Source organism: Paenibacillus contaminans (genome assembly GCF_003285015.1).
Lineage (GTDB): Bacteria > Bacillota > Bacilli > Paenibacillales > NBRC-103111 > Paenibacillus_V > Paenibacillus_V contaminans.
In genome coordinates, this window is sequence record NZ_QMFB01000022.1 from 19136 (window position 1) to 36396 (window position 17261).

Consider the following 17261-nt stretch of genomic DNA (forward strand, 5'->3'; position numbering starts at 1 on the left):
GAGGGCTGAAACGTTTATCCTTGCATGCAAGGCGCGTTTGTGAAGGCGTACCGGGGGTCGGCCTGCGCAAACGGAACGAAGCAGAGGGCGATAAGGCGGTGAAAGATGACCACGAGTGGGTTTTCAGACACGCCCTAGTACTCGACGGATCGGTCAGGCAAATATTTGTCCATCAATAGTTTGGAAACGACCAGAATGACGAACAGAAACATCCCGACCGCCGAAGCATACCCGTAATTGTGATATTCCGCCCCAAAGGCAAGATTAAAAATATACAAGCCGATGACATCCGTCGACCCCGAGGGACCTCCGTTCGTCAAAATCATTTGCTTTTCGAAGCCTTTCAAGGCACCCAGCATGAGGAACAGCGCGCTGACGCGAATAATCGGCATGATGAGCGGAATCGTAATTCGAAACAGCCGAGTCATATGGCCTGCGCCTTCCAATATCGCCGATTCGTAAAGCGATTTCGGAATTGTTGCCATTGCGTTCATGAAGATGATGACATACAGCCCCACGCCTCCCCACACGTAAGGCGGGACGATCGCCGCCAACGCCGTCTTGGCTTCTCCCAGCCAGTAATAATTCCCGATCGGAACGCCCAGCAGCCTCAGCAGCCCGTTCAGCAGGCCGAAGCTTCCGTCATAAATGAAAGCCCAAAGCAGGGCGATCACGACCGTGGAGAGCACGTTGGGAAAGAAAAACAGCACTTTAAAAAACGGCGTTCCCCGGTATCCTTTGTTAGACAGCAAGTAACCGAGCAGAAGCGATATGAAAATGACGCTAACGGGAACAACCGCCATAAAGAATAAATTGTGCAGCAACGCCCGCCATACGTATTTGTCCTGAAATAATGTTACATAATTGTCCAAACCGACGAATTTCGGCGCAGAGATGCCGTCCCAGGCAAGCAGCGAGTAATAAACCGATACCAGGTTCGGGTATAGCGTAAACAGCAAGTAGCCGCCAAAAGGAGGAGTTATAGCCAGTAATAAGAAAATAATTTGCTGCGTCTTTGCTTTGCTCCTCCACTTTTTCTTCATGCTCGGAGATGCAGGCGCATTTGCATAAGATGGTTGATTCAATTAGGCAGCTCCTTCCGTCAGGGAAGGGCCGGGAGTGGAAGACGTTCTCCTTCCCGGCCTCGATTTGCCGACTTTCGCGGCTGCGACCCCGAAGTCGTTATTTTTTCTGTGCTTCAATCGCCTTTTGCATTAATTTTTCCGCTTCCTCCAGAATAGGACCAGGCTCCTTCTTGCCGGACGTAATCTCGACGGTGCCTTCTGCAATAACCTTAGTCGCTTGCGAGAAGCTTGGATCGGTCAACGTTTGGTCGCGGTTTGCGCTTTCCATCTTCGTTTTGTTGTTGTTCATGAATTCGAACATTGCTTTGGGCGCCTTCTGCAGCTTAGCGGAGCGCGTCTTATCATCCGAGAAGTCTTTGCGTACGGGAAGCTGGCCGCCTTTCTCCGCAATAACCTCCTGGACGTCGAGATTCCACAGCCATACGTTAAACTCCTTGGCCCATTTCTTATTCAGCTCCGGCTTGCCTGCCCAAATGTAATGTCCGTTCGACGCCGTTGAACGAATCCACCGCGTGCTGTCCGGGTTATCGCTCATCGGTACGGACATATAACCCCATTCGAAATCCGCAGGCAATGCCGATTTCATTTCGTTCTCTACATAAACGCCGGTGGAAACCATTGCGGCCTGCCCCTGAATCATTTGCATCTGCGATTGGGTATGCGTCAATGCCGCCACGCCTTCCGGGAAGTAGCCTTTTTGACCAAGCTCATAGATCCTCTTCCATACTTCGACACTCTCCGGAGCAAGATGCTGCGGCAGCTTGAAATTCCGGTAATTGTCTGTAAAGGAGGTCAGATTTCCCTTAATCTCAGCCATCTCGAACATTTTGACGGGACCGAAAGCATGCTCGATATAGTTCGGGTATTTGCCCGGATACGTAATGGGAATAATGCCTTTCGCCTTAATATCGGCAAGCAGTTTGACGAACTCGCTCCACGTTTTCGGATTTTGATTCCAGCCGTTTTTCTCAAACAGCCCTTTGTTGAAAAACAGCCCTGAACCGCTGCCCGATACAGGAAGTGCGTATAACTTTCCCGATACCCTGCCGACAGCAGCCTCGACAGTGCCTGCGAGCGCCATTTCCTTTATCGTTTTGCCGCTGTTGTCGAATAATTTATGGTCCCACAGATCGTCCTGCGGCTCCAGCTTGCCTGACGTGACTAGCGAACTGATCCCGCCTGGAATCGTTCCGTTGAACAAGTCGAACATATCCCCGTCGTCATTAGCCGATATTTTGGCGTTGATAATATCGCCGATTTTCGGCGAGTATACGACCTCGAAGCTGACATTCGGGAATTTCTTCTTGAACGTATCCATGGCGTAATCGATATATTCTCGTCCCATCCCGCCTTCGAAGAAGCCGAACTTCAGCGTCACCTTTTGGTCCTTCGGCAACCCGTTCTCCGGATATACGTTAGCTTGAGCCGAAGCCGACGGAGAACTCGAATTCGTTGCCCCTTTCGTCTTGTCGTCCCCGCTGTTGCCTTTATCGCCGCTGCCGCAGGCGGTCATCGACATCACCAGCGCCGAGCCTAACAGTATAGCCGAAACCGATTTCATTTTACTTGCTTTCATTGAAAGTCCCCCTTAGGTCTCTAGTATTCAACTTCCACTCGCCGCATTGAAGAATTTCACATCGTCGATATAAACCTCTATCGGCTGCCCGCTTTCGATAAGAAAGTTCAGGCGCACCTTGCTCACCGGTATCCCCTTGACCATTGACGGAATTTCTCCTGTAAGCTTGGCTTCCAGCCATACGCCTTCCGCGTTCTCCAAGCTTGTAACCGGCGAACGAACGGTACTGAAATTGAGCCAGTTACCTTGTTCGTCCAGCAAATCGTATCCCCACTGCATGCTCGTCGCCGTATTGCCGCCTGTAGGGATATGGTACTGGAACGAGAAGCTTGCCAAACCCGGCTCCACCGAAATGACCTGGCTTGGACCGCCCCAACCTTTCCCGTAAACAAGCATACTCACGGTATCCGTGTGTCCCGTTCCTTCCGCGCGCTTGACAGCGCGAGTTGAAGTCGACCGGGATAATAACTCCCACGGCGGCGCTTTTGTCGCATCTCCCGCATCCGCATCCTGGAAGGATGGATTTTGCACCAGGTTTGGCTCGGATACCGTTTGCAGCAGCATCGCCGCAAAATCTCTCGAACTCGCCGAAGGATGCGTAGCAGCTAGATCGGCTGCGCGAACCCGCACAGGTCCGCCGTTCGCTTCCTGATCCTTCATGTATTCGACAAGCTGCCAAAACTCGGATACATTCCAGCCGGACCAAACAAGCTGATTAAACTTTCGGGCGTCAAATGGTTGAAAGAGCACCGGATCACTCTTAAATTGTTCCAATAAAAGCATCCGTTTCTCGGCCATCTGCAGCCGTTCTTCGAATACGTCTACCGCTTGTTCCAGCATTGCGATCGCAGCAGTTGAATCGGCAGGCGGCTCACTGCTTTGCGGGTAACTAAGAACGGACGCTTCATAATACTCAAATGCTTGGAGAAGCAAATTTGCCCTCGCCTTCTGCTTGTCGGTTACCGCATTCGCAACAACCTGTTCCAGCAGCCCTCTGCTAATGGAAATATCCGCGGCCGTTACAGCGTTTACATATGCCGGATCGTAAAAATTCTGATAAATCGCGCCAGGTAAAAACCACGGCTCCTGAATCGCCCGTTCCGTCCAGAACTGCTCCCAATAATCGTAGTATTCCTCCAGGTATGGCGCCGCCGATTCGCCTACTGCCCGCGAATACCACTCTTCTAGCAGTACATCGACATCCAGTTCGGGATTCCAAAGCAGCTTTGCCGCTATCCAGGCTTTTGCTCCTTCGCCCCAGTTCGGATACAGTTCGGCGTAGTACGACTCTACTCCCCGCTCTTGCGCAATCTGGAAATTGTCCGCCATTAGATGCGGGTATACACGCGGTACAAGATAGGGACTGCCGTAAATATAGTCATAATAGGCGACCTGCTCCGTCACTTGCAGCCAGCTTTCCTGAGCCGCGAGATCACGAGCCTTCTGATCCGGATCAAGCCAAGCCGTTCTATCCTTTGTAATAAAAGGAATGACACGCGGGTTCAAAGGAAATGATGGCGGTCTGTTAATCGACTGGTAAACCAGAAATCCAAACCATTTATCCGGGTAAACCTGCAACACGCGTTCTACGACCTGATTAACCCAATTGAAGTATGCGGGAACAGGATCGCTCTCACAAAAACCGTTTCCGTCGTTCGTGCCGAGCGAATACGACTGCGCATTCGGATTGGCCTGAAAATAGGCAAGAATCTCCGTTACTGCCGCATCGATAGTAGCCGGATTCGAGAAGCACGGTTGCCAGCCTTCTATTGAATTCGCCGCCGGCGGCTTGCCGTTCGGATAAAATTCCGGATTGCTCACCCCGTACTTGGCTATCGGAAATAAATTATACATATTGTGATGAAAACTGATTGGGGCATTATAGAAGCCTTGCAGCCTGTTTCTCTGCGCCCATCTGTATTGCTCCTGCCACACGCTCGCGCTGTTGTCCGGCTTGGCATGCAGAGGACTGAAAACCCGGAAACCGAAAGCCGGTTCTTCGCGCACGACATCTCTTGCTATCTTTAAGTCAATGTGTTGCGGAACATCCTCGCCGTCAGGTCCAGGCATGAGCCAGCGTACGCCGACATAACGCTCCAAAAAGTCCGTTACGCCGTTGACGGCCCCCCAAATGCCGGCTCCGGCAATGGTTACCCGATCTTCTTGCGGGTAAATGACAAAACCGTCACGATCCAACTCTTCCAGCAAATCGTCCAGTCCGTGATCATCGCCTGAAACGCTTTCAGCGGTGCCGAGGCGAATAACTATCGTACCAGGATCGACGCCTTCAACCAAATAATCTGCTTCCTGCATCACGGGCAGGAGAGCGCCTGTAGATTTCTGCACATATTCGACAAGCGTATCAATTGCGGCGCTGCTGCTGGAAACAAGCGGCTCGAAGCCCGGATTCGCCAGCGGTATGGTTTCGCCACTGGCCGACTTCAGCGCAACATCGTCGAAGTAGAGGCTCGCTGGCGACAGACTGGTAAATAAGATAGCCGATGCGTAGGCTGCAGTCGGCGGCGCCGTTGCCGTTATGGAAACGGTCTCCCATCCCGCAAGCGGGGTCGTTCTGACTCCCCCTTGCTGGTCGATTCTAACTTTATTCGCGTTATAGTAACGAATAAATAATTGAGGATCTCTGCCTGATTCGCGATATACGGCTGCAGAGACGGTATAGGCTGCTCCTCCGGTTATCGCTACCGGATCGCTAACCACCCCATATGATGCGTTATTCGTGGCATTGATATGAAGGCTTCTGGCGCCGGAGCGGCTGCGCGTATTGTTTACGGCAATACTTCCTGTCCCGTATTCCTGCTTCCATCCCCGAATGCCGCTTGGCTCCGCTACTTCCGTCCTTTCATACACCGTGTCGTCAACGACTATGACCGCATTGGCCTGTCCCCCGCTGACGATCTCCAGCGGCTCAGGCGTCGGCGCAGGAGTTGGCGTAGGCTCGACCGTAGGCTCCGGTGTTGGGGTCGGCTCGACTGTCGGTTCGGGCGTTAGCGTAGGGGTCGGCGTAGGGCTTTGTCCGTTATGTCCGTTATGTCCGTTGTGCCCATTATTCCCGTTATGCCCGTTATTGCCGTTGTGCCCATTATTCCCGTTATTGCCGTTGTGCCCGTTATTCCCGTTATTGCCATTGTGTCCGTTATTGCCGTTATTGCCGTTATTGCCGTTATTGCCGTTATTGCCGTTATTGCCGTTATTACCGTTATTACCGTTATTGCCGTTATTGCCGTTATTGCCGTTTTGTCCGTTCTTTGCATAGGAAGATTCGATGTCCGTTATCTGCGGCGCAGCTCCATATGCAACCCCGGGTACTCGAAAGCCTCCAAGCGATAGAGCCGAAACCAGCAAAACAACGACAAGCAGCTTTGCCATAACGCTTCGTACATGCCTTTTAACGTAAAGCATTTACCATCCTCCTCGAACCTGAAGTACTTTGTCCCCAAGCAGCAAGCCGTTCTCTATCTATTCAATGGCTCCCCCCTCGCTTTCAAATGCAGTCATGTTACCCGCGATTAACCATAACACCTCCCCTTTTCCCCCGTATATATAGCGTTTTTGACCGGATCGACGAAAATTAAAAAACGGCTTCGAAAGGAATCGAAGCCGCTGCTGCGACGTTTTTTGACCGGATCGACTTTAATCGGAATTACGGACAATGTAGGGGTTATTCTATTTTCTATCAAATCAAGTCCTTCCGAAAATTGCCCGGCGTGCTTCCCGTATATTTCTTGAATGCCCGAATGAATGTGATTCCATGCATATATCCGACCTGCTCCGCTATCGCCTGGACGGTCTTGTCCGGGTATTCCTTCAGCAGCTCGATCGCTTTCTCGATTCGGGTCTGCGACACGTAATCGATGAACTTGACTCCAAATTCCTCTTTGAACAATCGGCTCAAGTAACTGGCGGTCAGACCGAACTCGCTCTCCAGATGAGCATGCGACAAATCCGGATTGTTGTAATGATCGTTTACATATTGCTTGACGCTGCGGATCAGGTGATGATTATGCTTGCTTTCTCTCAGCTCGCGCATTCTCGCGGCCGTTTCCCTCAAGACGCGGGCATACTCCTCGCGAATCGACTCCAGCGTCTCCCCTCGCTTCGCAATCCCGTTCAGCTCCGCATGCGCCCCTCCGTTCCAGATCGCCTGAAACTCTTCCGGAAGCTCCGCCATTTCTCTATGAAGCTGGTAAACCAAATAATTCAGCAAGCCGATCAAATCTTCCTTGGACACCAGTTGCTGCCACAATTCCCCGAACATGTCGTCCCAATACCGCTCCCACTCGCCGTCGCCCGTCCGAAACGATTGGCAAATAGCGCGTACCCGCTGCGCTTGCCTGACGAGCTCAAACGGCGTCTTTGCGGCAAAATCGGCCGAGCGGATCATCCGGCTCGTACCGAGCGACGTTTTATAGCTAAGCGCTTCCAGCGCCTGTTCATACGATTCCGCGATATTGGCGGCATCCTTCTCGCAAGACCCGACGCCGACCGTGACCGTATACGGCAAATGCCGCTCGGCCCACCCCGTCATTTTGGTCAGAAGCTCGAAAACCTCCTTCTCCATGCCTCCATCCCGATCCAGCATAAACAACAGGCCTAGCTGGTGCCGGTCTACCCATTCCGCCCATAAGCTCAGCTGGGCTGGCTCCGCCATTTCATGTAAGACAGTATTCAAGACGTGCTTCAGCAAGTATTGATCGCGATGGTTATACTTCCCGTTAAACTCGCTGTAATCGTCGATTTCGATCATGGCGACCAAAAGTCCGCAGTCGGCGAGCGAATAGCCGAATTGTCCGATCTCCTCTTTCCATTCCTGCGTTTGCCCCGCGACCGCCCCTTCAAGCAATTGCAAAAAAACATATCGTCGGCGGTAAGCAAGGTTCTCCTTGTTCTGTTCCAAAAGCTGGCTGGATTGATCGAACAGCTCTTCAATCGCCGTTTCGATATATTGCAGCTCATCGTCCTGGTCCTCAAGCTTCAGCTCCTGCTGCTTCTGCCGAAAATATTCGTTCATGCGCTGCGATATCGATTGGATCGGCCGGTAGTTGCGCCTCGTCACGTAAACGAGCCATGCAATGCCTGCCGCTATAATCAGAAAACCAAGCGCAATCCATACATAGAAAAAGGAGGAAATCCACTGTATTATACTGCCTTGGTAGACGCCGCTTCGAACCGTCCACCCCGTATAGTCCGAGCTGGCCTTCGACCATTCTTCCCCGTTTTCGCGGACATCCCGATCTTGCTTCGAGGGGTCCGCCCAATCCCGCGATGCTACGCGCTTTCCATCCGTATCCAAAAGCTCGATATATTGAAAACCGGATCCCGCCATATCGCGGATCAACCGGCTCAACCGTTCCGTATCGACATGTACGATAACCAGACTTCTTTCGGACAAGTTGGCATATTTGACAAGGCTGACCACATTCGACTCGGTTACGCCCGGCTGCTCGGCATACGGACGACGCTCCGTCCATCGAAACGGATGCAAGGCGGAAAGCTGCTTGCCTATAAATTGTTTATCTCCGAAGTTATCCAACCGGGTAAACGTCGTCGGCGTCAAAACCATATTGTCGCTGATCCGGTACAAATTAATCGAACGGATTAGCGGATGATTGGCCATCATTTCATTCAAAGCAGCCGCAGTCTGATAGTCCCAGAACTGCCTGTCCTGCATAGATTCGGATTGAAAGAAGCGCCTGACCTTTTCATTCTCCAGCAGTTGTCCGGTAATCGCCATATCGATCCTTTTCAAGGATTCGTCGATCGTCTGAATGATGTTATGCGACAACATGTTATTGGCTTTTAACGCCGACTGCTTGGTTACCTCGCTTAAAGTCAAATATGCGATAAAGAGCAGACTAAGGCCGACCACGAACATAACCGGCAAATACGAAAGCTGGATACGATGCAGCCGCTTGATCCGCATAAACTCCTCCTGAACGTGCGATTTCAATAAATCTTACCTTTATCGTTTCCGATTGTAAACGGGGTTTTAAAAAAAGTCGATAAGATCAAAAAACGTCGATACGTCCGGCGGTTGACACTTCTTTCAAAAATAGGTAGCCTTATATTGTAAATCCCGATTTCTATGCGATACGTGAGGCAGCACCTCCGATCAGACTCTTGCAGTCTGTATTGGGGGTGTTTTTTGTTGCTCTTCGCGAGGTGATTTTGTTTCGTTCGACCGTTAAATGATGACTGTTTCTGCTATACTGAAAGGGCATCTGAAAGGATATACGTCGCGTATTCTACGCCTTGATTTCAAGCAGCTTGCTTCTCGGCTTCCCTCACTTTGGACGAATAGCTATTTCGTCGCTACGGTGGGAAGCGTATCGCTTGAAACCGTAAAGCGATAGATCGAAGAGCAAAAGGAGCGTTGAACCATGCTGAAAGCCTACAAATACCGACTATATCCAAACCGAGAACAGCGTAAGGCGATTGCCTTCACGCTTGAGCGTTGCCACTTGCTCTATAACCGCTTGCTTGGGGAACGTATTCACGCCTACAAGAGCGAAGGCAAGAACGTTACCTATTACGATCAAGCGAACACGCTCAGCGAGCGTAAGCGGCATATTCCTACGCTCAAGCACGTGCATAGCCAAGTCCTTCAAGATGTTGTTCGGCGACTAGATAAGGCATTTCAAGCATTTTTTCGTCGCGTAAAGCGTGGAGAAACACCAGGATTTCCACGTTTCAAGTCGGCAACCCAATACGATTCATTCACCTATCCGCAAGGTGGCTATACGATAAGTGGCAATAAGATCAAGCTGTCCAAGATCGGAGAAGTGAAAATCAAGTTGCACCGCCCAATCGAAGGCAAGATCAAGACTTGCACCATCATTCAAAAGAACAGCAAGTGTTACGTTTGCTTGTCTTGTGAAGTCGATAGCGTCCCTTTGCCTGATTCCGCTGAACGTGTAGGCGTTGATCTAGGCGTTAAGACGCTTGCCGTAACAAGTGATGGCGAATATTTCGAGTCTCCTACATACCTTCGGAAATCGGAAAAACGTCTCAAGCGTCTTCAGCGATCCGTTAGTCGTAAGAAAAAGGGCTCTAGTCGACGAAAAAAGGCTGTATGTGTGCTTGCAAGGCTGCATGAACGTGTAGCCAATCAGCGTAAGGACTACGCTCACAAGGTTAGCCGCCGGCTTGTGAACCGCTACGGATTGATAGCCTTTGAAGAATTGAACGTCATTGGCATGATCAAAAACCATAAGCTAGCCAAGAGCATAGCGGATAGTGGCTGGAGTCAGCTTGTCACATTCACAACCTACAAGGCTGAGAGTGCCGGTAGAGTCGTGAAACAAGTTGACCCGCGCAATACAACACAACTTTGCTCAAACTGCAGTGAAATCGTCAAGAAAGCGTTAAGCGTTCGCGTCCATAGGTGCAAGAATTGCGGATTCGTTGCGGATCGAGACGAAAACGCTGCTAAGAATATCCTACAAAGAGCAATAGCCTAAACCATATTCGGCTCGGATGGAGCCTTCGGGGAGAGATACGGGTTGCCGTTCTCAACGATCCGAAAAGCCCCTGCCTTTAGGTATGGGGAGTCATCACCTACTTCAGCAGGCTGCCCCGCATTTTGCCGATTGCCGTGTTCAACAACAAACGCGTCGGCGAAGAAACGGACGAATTCCGCGTGGCGTTCCCATTTTTCAACGTTTTGCAATTCAGATTCCAGAAGCTGGAGTTAAACAAGGATAAACGGCTTCGCCGTCCTTAAGAACAGGAGCGTTTACCGGGAAATCGAACAATCAGCGGAGATATACTTTCTGAGATTTCAAAATAAATTGGCGAGACTATTTGAAACAGGACAATCCTGTCGCCGCAGCGCTTCTAAGCAACATGGACTTCAAAGAAATGGAACGGGTCGAGGTCAAAAAGGAATTTTTGCGAATGCTGGCCCGGCTTGAGCTGGACCCGGCGCGCATGTCGTTAATTATCGGCTTTTTCGAATCTTATTTGCCGTGGAAAGAAGAGGACGAGCGCCGGTTGGCCGCGGAATTGCACGAATTACAAAACGGTGAGGAGGAGCGGATTATGGAATTAAAGACGTACTGGGAGCGAAAAGCGGAAGAACGGGCGGATGCGCGTGCGGAGGAACGCATCAAAGAACTCGTCGGCAAGTTTCTCCATGCCCAATTCGGCGAAGCGGCACAAGGACTGCAAGCGGAGCTTGCCAAAGTGACGGATGCCGCCGCGCTGGACCGAATCGCCGCGTCGCTTTTTCAAGCCCGCAGCTTGGAGGAAGCCGCAGCGATTATTGCGCAAAACATGCAAGCATAATCTTCTCAAGCGAATAGAAGCGGAAGAGCGCTCGCATATAGAGAGTCATGCAGCGTTCATCCGCCTGAAATATTGAAATTGGCATTCGTGAAGGCGTGCCGCCACGGCTTTCGCCGACCTTTATGGACAAGGCGCATTTATCGAGTTTTAAAGCCGCTTCTGTTAAATTCTTTTTGCCAATCGCAAAAAACCGCCCGCGGCGCCAGCGCCGGGACGGTTCCTTCCACCTTCGCACCTCGCGCCGGCTCCCGGCGTGCGGTGCGAAGCTCGTATACGAACTGCAAACACCCGTACTGTCATACTTTTATGCCGCACTCACGGCCGTATCGCCGATTGCCTTCAGCTTTTTGAACGTGATCATGAAATAGATCATCGTCAGCAAAGCGAAGCCAAGGCCGAAGCCTCCGATGACGGCGGCATTTTGCCACATGTACGCGAAGTCGCCGCTGGAGATGACGGCCCGGAAGCCAGGCACCGAATATGCCATCGGCAACCAGCCGTTGACGCGTTGCAAGCCGTCCGGGATCAGCTCGAGCGGGAATGTGCCCGCTGAAGTCGTAAGCTGCATGATCAGAATAATGATGGCGATAAACCGCCCCGGGTTCCCCATCGTAGTGACGAGCAGCTGGATGAGCGCCATGAACGACCAGCTTGTGATCAAGCTGAGCGCGAAAAACAGCGGTACGCTTTTCACTTCCAGCCCGATGCCGTACAGTGCCACCAGATCGACGATAACCGTCTGAATGGTGCCGACAATGAGCATAAACCCAAGCTTGCCGAGAAACATTGCAAACCCGGATTTCGGTGCTCCCGCCGGTTCTGTCAGCGAGAATACGATCGTCAAAAGCAGCGCCCCGACGAACAAACCGAGCGAAATAAAATAAGGCGCAATCCCGGTCCCGTAATTCGGTACGGGATTTAGCTTTTCTTCGTCTACCTTTACAGGCTGCGAAACCTTGTCGTACGTCTCGTCGTTGTCTTTGATTCCCGACGTTTGATCGGTGGCCTCCTTCAGCTTGCCGGAAAGCTCCGAGCTTCCGCTGGCGACCGTTCCGGCTCCTTCGGTCAGCGATTTAGCCCCTTCTTCGAGCTTGATCGTGCCGTCCGAAAGCTGCGTTACGCCGCCTGCAAGCGAAGCTAAACCGTTCTTCAGCTTGGCGCTTCCCTCGATAAGCGAGCTTGCGCCGGCTTCGACGCTTTGCCCTCCTTGCTTAGCTTCTCCAAGCTTCTGCCCAAACATGTCCATCCCTGCGCTTAATTGTCCGCCGCCCGAAGCGAGCTTGCCCGCTCCTTCAGCAAGCGTCTTTTGGCCGGCTTCCAGCGAATCCGCGCCGCTTGCCGTCGCTTTGGCCGTTTCGACGATCTGCATGAAAGCAGGATCCTTGGCCAGATCCGGATGCGCCGCGACGTACTGCTCAAGCCCCGAAGCAACTCCGGCCGTGCCGGCCTTCACCTTGCCCGCTCCGTCGGCCGCTCCGTCCAGACCGGATTTTAATTGCGCCGCGCCGGTTTCCGACTGTTTGGCGCCTTCCGCAAGCTGTTTATGACCGTCCTCCAGCTGTCCCAATCCTGACGTCAGCTGTCCTGCGCCTTGCTTCAGCTGAGTCAAACCGCCTTCCAACTGCACAGCACCGTCAAACAGCTCGGATGCGCCGTTTTTGAGCGGAATGGCTCCTTCTACGAGCTTCGAAATATTTTCGCTGACCTGGACGATGCCGTCCTCAACCTTTTTGGTGCCGTCAGTCAGCTTCTGAGCGCCGTCGGCCGCTGCGGAAACGCCGTCAGTCAGCTTGTGGATATTCGTAAACATCGTTTCCGTGTAAGCCTTCGTCAGCTCGCCGGACAGCTCGCCCTTCATTTTCTCGACGGCAGAGCGGCCCATTTGCGACGATGTAAAATTATAGCTCTCATTCGGGTAAAATTTAAAAACCGCCGCATCCGGATGCTCGTCAAGCACGTTCGTCGCTTTGGCCGAGAAGTTCTCGGGTATTTCAAAAGCCAAATAATAGCGGTTATCCTTTAATCCCTGCATGGCTTCTTCCTGGGTTACGAATTGCCAGTCAAAGGTTTTCGATTCCTTGAGCTTATCGACGAATTCGTCGCCAAGCTTCATATCTTTGCCGTCAAAAACCGCTCCCTTGTCCTCGTTTACGACCGCAACCGGCAAATCGCTCAGCTTCCCGTACGGATCCCAGAACGCCCACAAAAAAATCGAACTGTACAACAACGGGATGACAATGACCCCGATGACCGGAATAAGCACCTTCCAATTTCGCAAAACGGCCAGCAGCTCGACCATCACATATTTTAAGCTTTTCATGTTCTTCCCTCTCTTATCCTGTTTATTCGAAATCCAATTTCGGTCAAGCCGCTGCATGTCACACAACACCAAATGACTATTATAACCAATTGGTCATATCAAGGAAAGAAAAACGGCTGCCTATTTCACAGCCAGTCCTTCTACGATATACGTTTGAAAAAGCTCGGCAATCTTCTCGTTGCTAAGCGGCGGGTTCAGCTTTTCCCAATCGTGGACGAAGGCGACATACAGCTTCACAATTACGAACGCCGTAATTTCCGGATCGCAAGTCTTGATTTCGCCTTTATCCAGCGCCTCCTGTACCTTCTTCTGCACAAAAGCAAGAATGGCCTGCTCAATCTGCCGCATTCCCTCCTGCGCCTTCGGCGTCCCCATTTCCTTCACTTCGTGAGACAGGCGGATCGTCAGCTCATGCTTTCTGCGGAAATCCAGCAGCTCGTACAGCAGCGGGTGCAAATTATCGAAGAGCGGCTTTTGCGGATCCATCACTTTCTCTGCAATTTGCCTCATCTCAACAATAAAATTGTGCATGATTTCGTCGAACAATTCCTCCTTCTGCGCGAAAAAGGTGTAGATCGTTCCTTTGCCGACTCCGGCGATTTTCGCCACCTGCTCCATCGTGGTCGCCTTATATCCAAAAAACGCGAATGACTTCGTGGCAGCTTCGACGATCTGCTTTCTGCGGTCTACCGACATGAGCGGATACCTCCTGCAAATGATTTTCCCGAAACCGACTGACCAAAATTATTTTCCGGTCATTTCGTTCTGATTATAAAGCAAATATTCTCGTTTCGCAAGTCCACCGTAGTTCGGCTCAGCAGCTTCCGGCAATTTTATCTAAGTTCCACATATCGCTGAAGCAGTACCGTCGGTAAGAAGAAAATCGAACTCGCATCGCGTATTTTCTGCTTTGCGCCGCTTCTCCGAACGCGGACATGCCAGCACAAAGACAGGTAAATAGAATGGCATTCCCTATTTTTATGAAGATTAATCTTGTTTTTTCGCTCAAATAGGTGTAAAGTAGGCAACAACAAATTTAAACATCCTATGTTTGGAGGTTTGCAATAATGGAGTTAAAACAAGCTTCGCGGACGACGCTTGTCGAGCAGGTCGTTTCGCAAATGGAAGCTCTCATAGAAGAAGCTCAATGGGCCGTCGGAACGCGAATACCAGCCGAGCCGGACCTGGTGCAGCAGCTCGGCGTCAGCCGAAATACGGTACGGGAAGCCGTCAGGGCGCTGATTCACGCCGGACTTCTGGCTGCGCGACCGGGTGACGGCACGTATGTATGCTCGTCCAGCAGCCTCGGTCCCGTTATCAAGAGGCGGCTGCAGCGCTCCAGACTGGAGGAAACGATGGAAGTTCGTCATGCGCTAGAGCAAGAGGCAGCACGGCTGGCAGCCGAACGACGGACCCCCGAGCAATTGGAGACGCTTCAGGAATGCTTGCGGCTTTGCAGCGAAGCGGCCGAAGCCGCCGACCCCGGCGCATACGCGCAAGCGGACTTCCGCCTGCATCGAACGATCGTAGATGCTGCGCATAACGACGTCCTGGCCGAACTTTACGGCCATATTACAGACACCGTCCGTCTGGCGATCGGCAGCGCTTTGGAGCGCCGCTCTCCTTTCCGCCGCCATTTGGAAATGCACGGTAGGCTAGTCGAGGCCATTGCCGCCAAACATCCGCTCGATGCAGCGGATGCCGTACGCGCCATTATCGACCTGTCCTTGACCGCAATCGCGAATTCCGAACTTCAGCATGAGGAGCATCTAGAATGACACCGAAACAGGCATCCGTTTTACAACCTAACGCTAACGCTTCATCTTCATACGCCGCATCGGTGGGACTGCTCATCCTCGGCATTATTCTTGTGGCAGCCAACCTGCGGGCGCCTATTACGGCGGTCGGCCCGATCATCGGTGAAATTCGCGGCTCCATCGGCCTCTCCAACACGATGGCCGGATTTTTAACGACGCTGCCGCTGCTCGCCTTTGCTCTTCTGTCTCCTTTCGCGCCTAGTCTTGCCGCCCGATTCGGCACGGAGACTACACTGTTTGCAGGCATGGTCGTCCTGACCGTCGGTATCGTGATTCGTTCGCTGCCCGGCGCAGCGGCTCTATTTGCGGGCACTGCCATACTCGGGCTGGCGATTGCGGCTTGCAACGTACTCGTCCCCAGCCTGCTAAAGAGAGACTTCCCTCACAAAATCGGCTTAATGACCGGCATATACTCCGTATCCATGAATTTATGCGGGGCGATCGCCTCCGGCGTCAGCATGCCGCTTACACGGAAGCTTTCCCTCGGATGGGGCGGAGCGCTCGGCTGCTGGGCGATCCTCTCCTGCATCGCCGCCGTCGTGTGGCTGCCTTTGCTCCGTCTGCAGAGAAAACAGGGCAACCCAACGGCCCAGTCGAAAAAAGGCAACCCCCGACTATGGCGTTCGCCCCTTGCCTGGACGGTCACCATCTATATGGGCCTGCAATCGCTTATGTTTTACGTCATCGTGGCATGGATTCCGGAAATTTTGCTCCAATACGGGCTAAGCGCCGAGTTCGCAGGTTGGATGCTTTCGCTCATGCAGTTCGTGCTGCTTGCCGTCTCCTTCGTCGTTCCGCTGATCGCCGCGCGTCTCTCCAGCCAGAGAGGGCTTGTAGCCATCGCAGCCGGTTGCTTCGCAGCCGGCGTTATCGGATTGCTAAGCGGCAATATGTCGCTTGCCGTTCTTTGGTTCGCCCTTCTCGGAATGGGCGGTGGCGGATCATTCAGCCTGGCGATGATGTTCATCGTCCTGCGTTCCCGAGACGCGCAGCAGTCCGCCTCGCTTTCCGGCATGTCCCAATCCGCAGGCTATTTGCTTGCCGCCGCCGGACCGACGCTGTTCGGGCTGCTCCACGATGTGACGGAAAGCTGGACGATCCCGCTTCTGCTGCTCGTCGCCGTATCCGGCTTGCTATTGATTTTCGGGTTCATCGCCGGACGCAAAGGGTATGTGACCGGGAGTTGACCGGCATCTGGGATAATCGCTTCGCCGTCCTATAAGGATAGGCGCGTTTACCGATGAAATACTAGGCCTATGTGAAACATATAAATACTGATATTTAATGAAAAACCGTCCGAAAATCACGGGCGGTTCTTCGTGTTATGAACCGTTGATAATTCGGCTAGAGGAAATTGTCGATGTGAATCGATACGGCGAAGTGTTCCATATGTCGATATGGACCGAACAGCCGGCGCAATGCGAGAAAGGCCATCGGGCCCGTTCGGCAAATCATCTTGGGATGGCAAATTTACAGCCACGGCTGTCGGTACATTGATCTGTTGCTCTGGTAATTGGGACGCCCGGTGAAAGTATTGCATGCTGGAACGAATGTCGGAACAAATTGAATATAAATGGAAGGTGGCAATGCTGGAAGTGAATTGTACTGACTGGCTCAATCTTACAATGGCAAGGACGTACGCTTAGTGGAGAAAACCTCATTGTTCATAAGGCTGTCCTCACTATCCCACCGCTAAAACGATCGTTCTCGCCGAATAGTGAGGCAAACGCAACTATCAATTTCGTTTGCCTTATTATTAGTTGCGTTTGCCTCATTATCTCGCCGGAACACGGGTTTTCCGCGAGGGATAGTGAGGGTGGCCTCACTGATAATAACCTTTGCCTCATTATGCCTCCCGAACATGGGTTTTCGGTGAGAGATAGTGAAACTTGCCTTAGTAGCAGCAGTTTTTACCTTACTAGTTCTCCAGGACACAAGTTATCAGCAGCTTGGAATATGTAAAACTCTGAGGTTTTCGGTCTTCGGTCTTCGGTCTTCGGTTTTCGGTTTTCGGTTTTCGGGTTGATGACGACGATAAAGTGTGCGGTTTCAGCATCGAAAGTAACGGCATCTAACTCACAACGAATTTCCTCACCTCCACTATCCTCTCAAACTCCGGAATTGAACACACCGCCTTCTGAATCACTGAACATCCCTTC

The 17261-nt window shown here is 52.0% G+C and carries 11 protein-coding genes and 1 pseudogene; 6 read left to right on the forward strand and 6 right to left on the reverse strand.

The features are described from left to right. Positions 1 to 134: 134 nt before the first annotated feature. The 4 genes from DQG23_RS29065 to DQG23_RS29080 form a co-directional block, all read right to left on the reverse strand. The gene (locus DQG23_RS29065) at positions 135 to 1085 is read right to left on the reverse strand and encodes a carbohydrate ABC transporter permease (protein ID WP_238178091.1); all 951 of its coding nucleotides are present in this window, start codon (positions 1083 to 1085) and stop codon (positions 135 to 137) included. A gap of 97 nt (positions 1086 to 1182) precedes the next feature. Further along, a complete protein-coding gene (locus DQG23_RS29070) occupies positions 1183 to 2661 on the reverse strand; it encodes an extracellular solute-binding protein (RefSeq protein ID WP_113034556.1) in 1479 nt (492 codons plus the stop codon). A 27-nt stretch (positions 2662 to 2688) separates the two neighbouring features. Next, a complete protein-coding gene (locus DQG23_RS29075; RefSeq protein WP_113034557.1) occupies positions 2689 to 6081 on the reverse strand; it encodes a DUF4838 domain-containing protein in 3393 nt (1130 codons plus the stop codon). A 274-nt stretch (positions 6082 to 6355) separates the two neighbouring features. After that, positions 6356 to 8602 carry a helix-turn-helix domain-containing protein gene (locus DQG23_RS29080; RefSeq protein WP_113034558.1) on the reverse strand — a complete coding sequence of 749 codons (2247 nt, stop codon included), beginning with the start codon at positions 8600 to 8602 and terminating at the stop codon, positions 6356 to 6358. Between the two features lie 298 nt (positions 8603 to 8900). On the opposite strand from DQG23_RS29080, the pseudogene DQG23_RS29085 reads away from it, so the two are divergent. From DQG23_RS29085 to DQG23_RS29095, 4 genes and pseudogenes are all read left to right on the forward strand, one after another. Further along, positions 8901 to 9032, forward strand: a pseudogene (locus tag DQG23_RS29085) (IS200/IS605 family transposase); the annotation flags it as partial. 27 nt (positions 9033 to 9059) lie between these two features. Beyond that, positions 9060 to 10139 carry an RNA-guided endonuclease InsQ/TnpB family protein gene (locus DQG23_RS29090; protein WP_113034560.1) on the forward strand — a complete coding sequence of 360 codons (1080 nt, stop codon included), beginning with the start codon at positions 9060 to 9062 and terminating at the stop codon, positions 10137 to 10139. A gap of 122 nt (positions 10140 to 10261) precedes the next feature. Continuing rightward, positions 10262 to 10402: a hypothetical protein gene (locus tag DQG23_RS42315; RefSeq protein ID WP_158560747.1), complete on the forward strand. Its 141-nt coding sequence runs from the start codon at positions 10262 to 10264 to the stop codon at positions 10400 to 10402. An 80-nt stretch (positions 10403 to 10482) separates the two neighbouring features. Then, complete coding sequence (locus DQG23_RS29095) at positions 10483 to 10965, forward strand: hypothetical protein (RefSeq protein ID WP_113034561.1); 483 nt, start codon at positions 10483 to 10485, stop codon at positions 10963 to 10965. A 304-nt stretch (positions 10966 to 11269) separates the two neighbouring features. Here DQG23_RS29095 and DQG23_RS29100 read toward each other — a convergent pair whose 3' ends face one another. After that, on the reverse strand, positions 11270 to 13285 hold the full coding sequence (locus DQG23_RS29100; RefSeq protein WP_113034562.1) for a YhgE/Pip domain-containing protein: 2016 nt from the start codon (positions 13283 to 13285) through the stop codon (positions 11270 to 11272). Between the two features lie 120 nt (positions 13286 to 13405). Continuing rightward, positions 13406 to 13981 (reverse strand): TetR/AcrR family transcriptional regulator, encoded by a 576-nt coding sequence (locus tag DQG23_RS29105; RefSeq protein WP_113034563.1) that lies wholly within the window; start codon positions 13979 to 13981, stop codon positions 13406 to 13408. Between the two features lie 371 nt (positions 13982 to 14352). Between DQG23_RS29105 and DQG23_RS29110 the strand changes: the two genes are divergently transcribed. Continuing rightward, positions 14353 to 15063, forward strand: coding sequence for a FadR/GntR family transcriptional regulator (locus DQG23_RS29110; protein ID WP_113034564.1), 711 nt, complete (start codon positions 14353 to 14355; stop codon positions 15061 to 15063). Continuing rightward, positions 15060 to 16289, forward strand: a complete 1230-nt coding sequence (locus tag DQG23_RS29115) for a CynX/NimT family MFS transporter (protein WP_113034565.1) — start codon at positions 15060 to 15062, stop codon at positions 16287 to 16289. The genes DQG23_RS29110 and DQG23_RS29115 overlap by 4 nt, the downstream gene beginning before the upstream one ends. Positions 16290 to 17261 lie beyond the last annotated feature (972 nt).

Excerpts from the sequence above, each read along its gene's own strand:
- DQG23_RS29105 (WP_113034563.1), bottom strand. The coding sequence starts at position 13,981 with ATGTCGGTAGACCGCAGAAAGCAGATCGTCGAAGCTGCCACGAAGTCA.
- DQG23_RS29090 (WP_113034560.1), top strand. The coding sequence starts at position 9,060 with ATGCTGAAAGCCTACAAATACCGACTATATCCAAACCGAGAACAGCGT.
- DQG23_RS29115 (WP_113034565.1), top strand. The coding sequence starts at position 15,060 with ATGACACCGAAACAGGCATCCGTTTTACAACCTAACGCTAACGCTTCA.
- DQG23_RS29075 (WP_113034557.1), bottom strand. The coding sequence starts at position 6,081 with ATGCTTTACGTTAAAAGGCATGTACGAAGCGTTATGGCAAAGCTGCTT.
- DQG23_RS29080 (WP_113034558.1), bottom strand. The coding sequence starts at position 8,602 with ATGCGGATCAAGCGGCTGCATCGTATCCAGCTTTCGTATTTGCCGGTT.
- DQG23_RS29110 (WP_113034564.1), top strand. The coding sequence starts at position 14,353 with ATGGAGTTAAAACAAGCTTCGCGGACGACGCTTGTCGAGCAGGTCGTT.
- DQG23_RS29070 (WP_113034556.1), bottom strand. The coding sequence starts at position 2,661 with ATGAAAGCAAGTAAAATGAAATCGGTTTCGGCTATACTGTTAGGCTCG.
- DQG23_RS29100 (WP_113034562.1), bottom strand. The coding sequence starts at position 13,285 with ATGAAAAGCTTAAAATATGTGATGGTCGAGCTGCTGGCCGTTTTGCGA.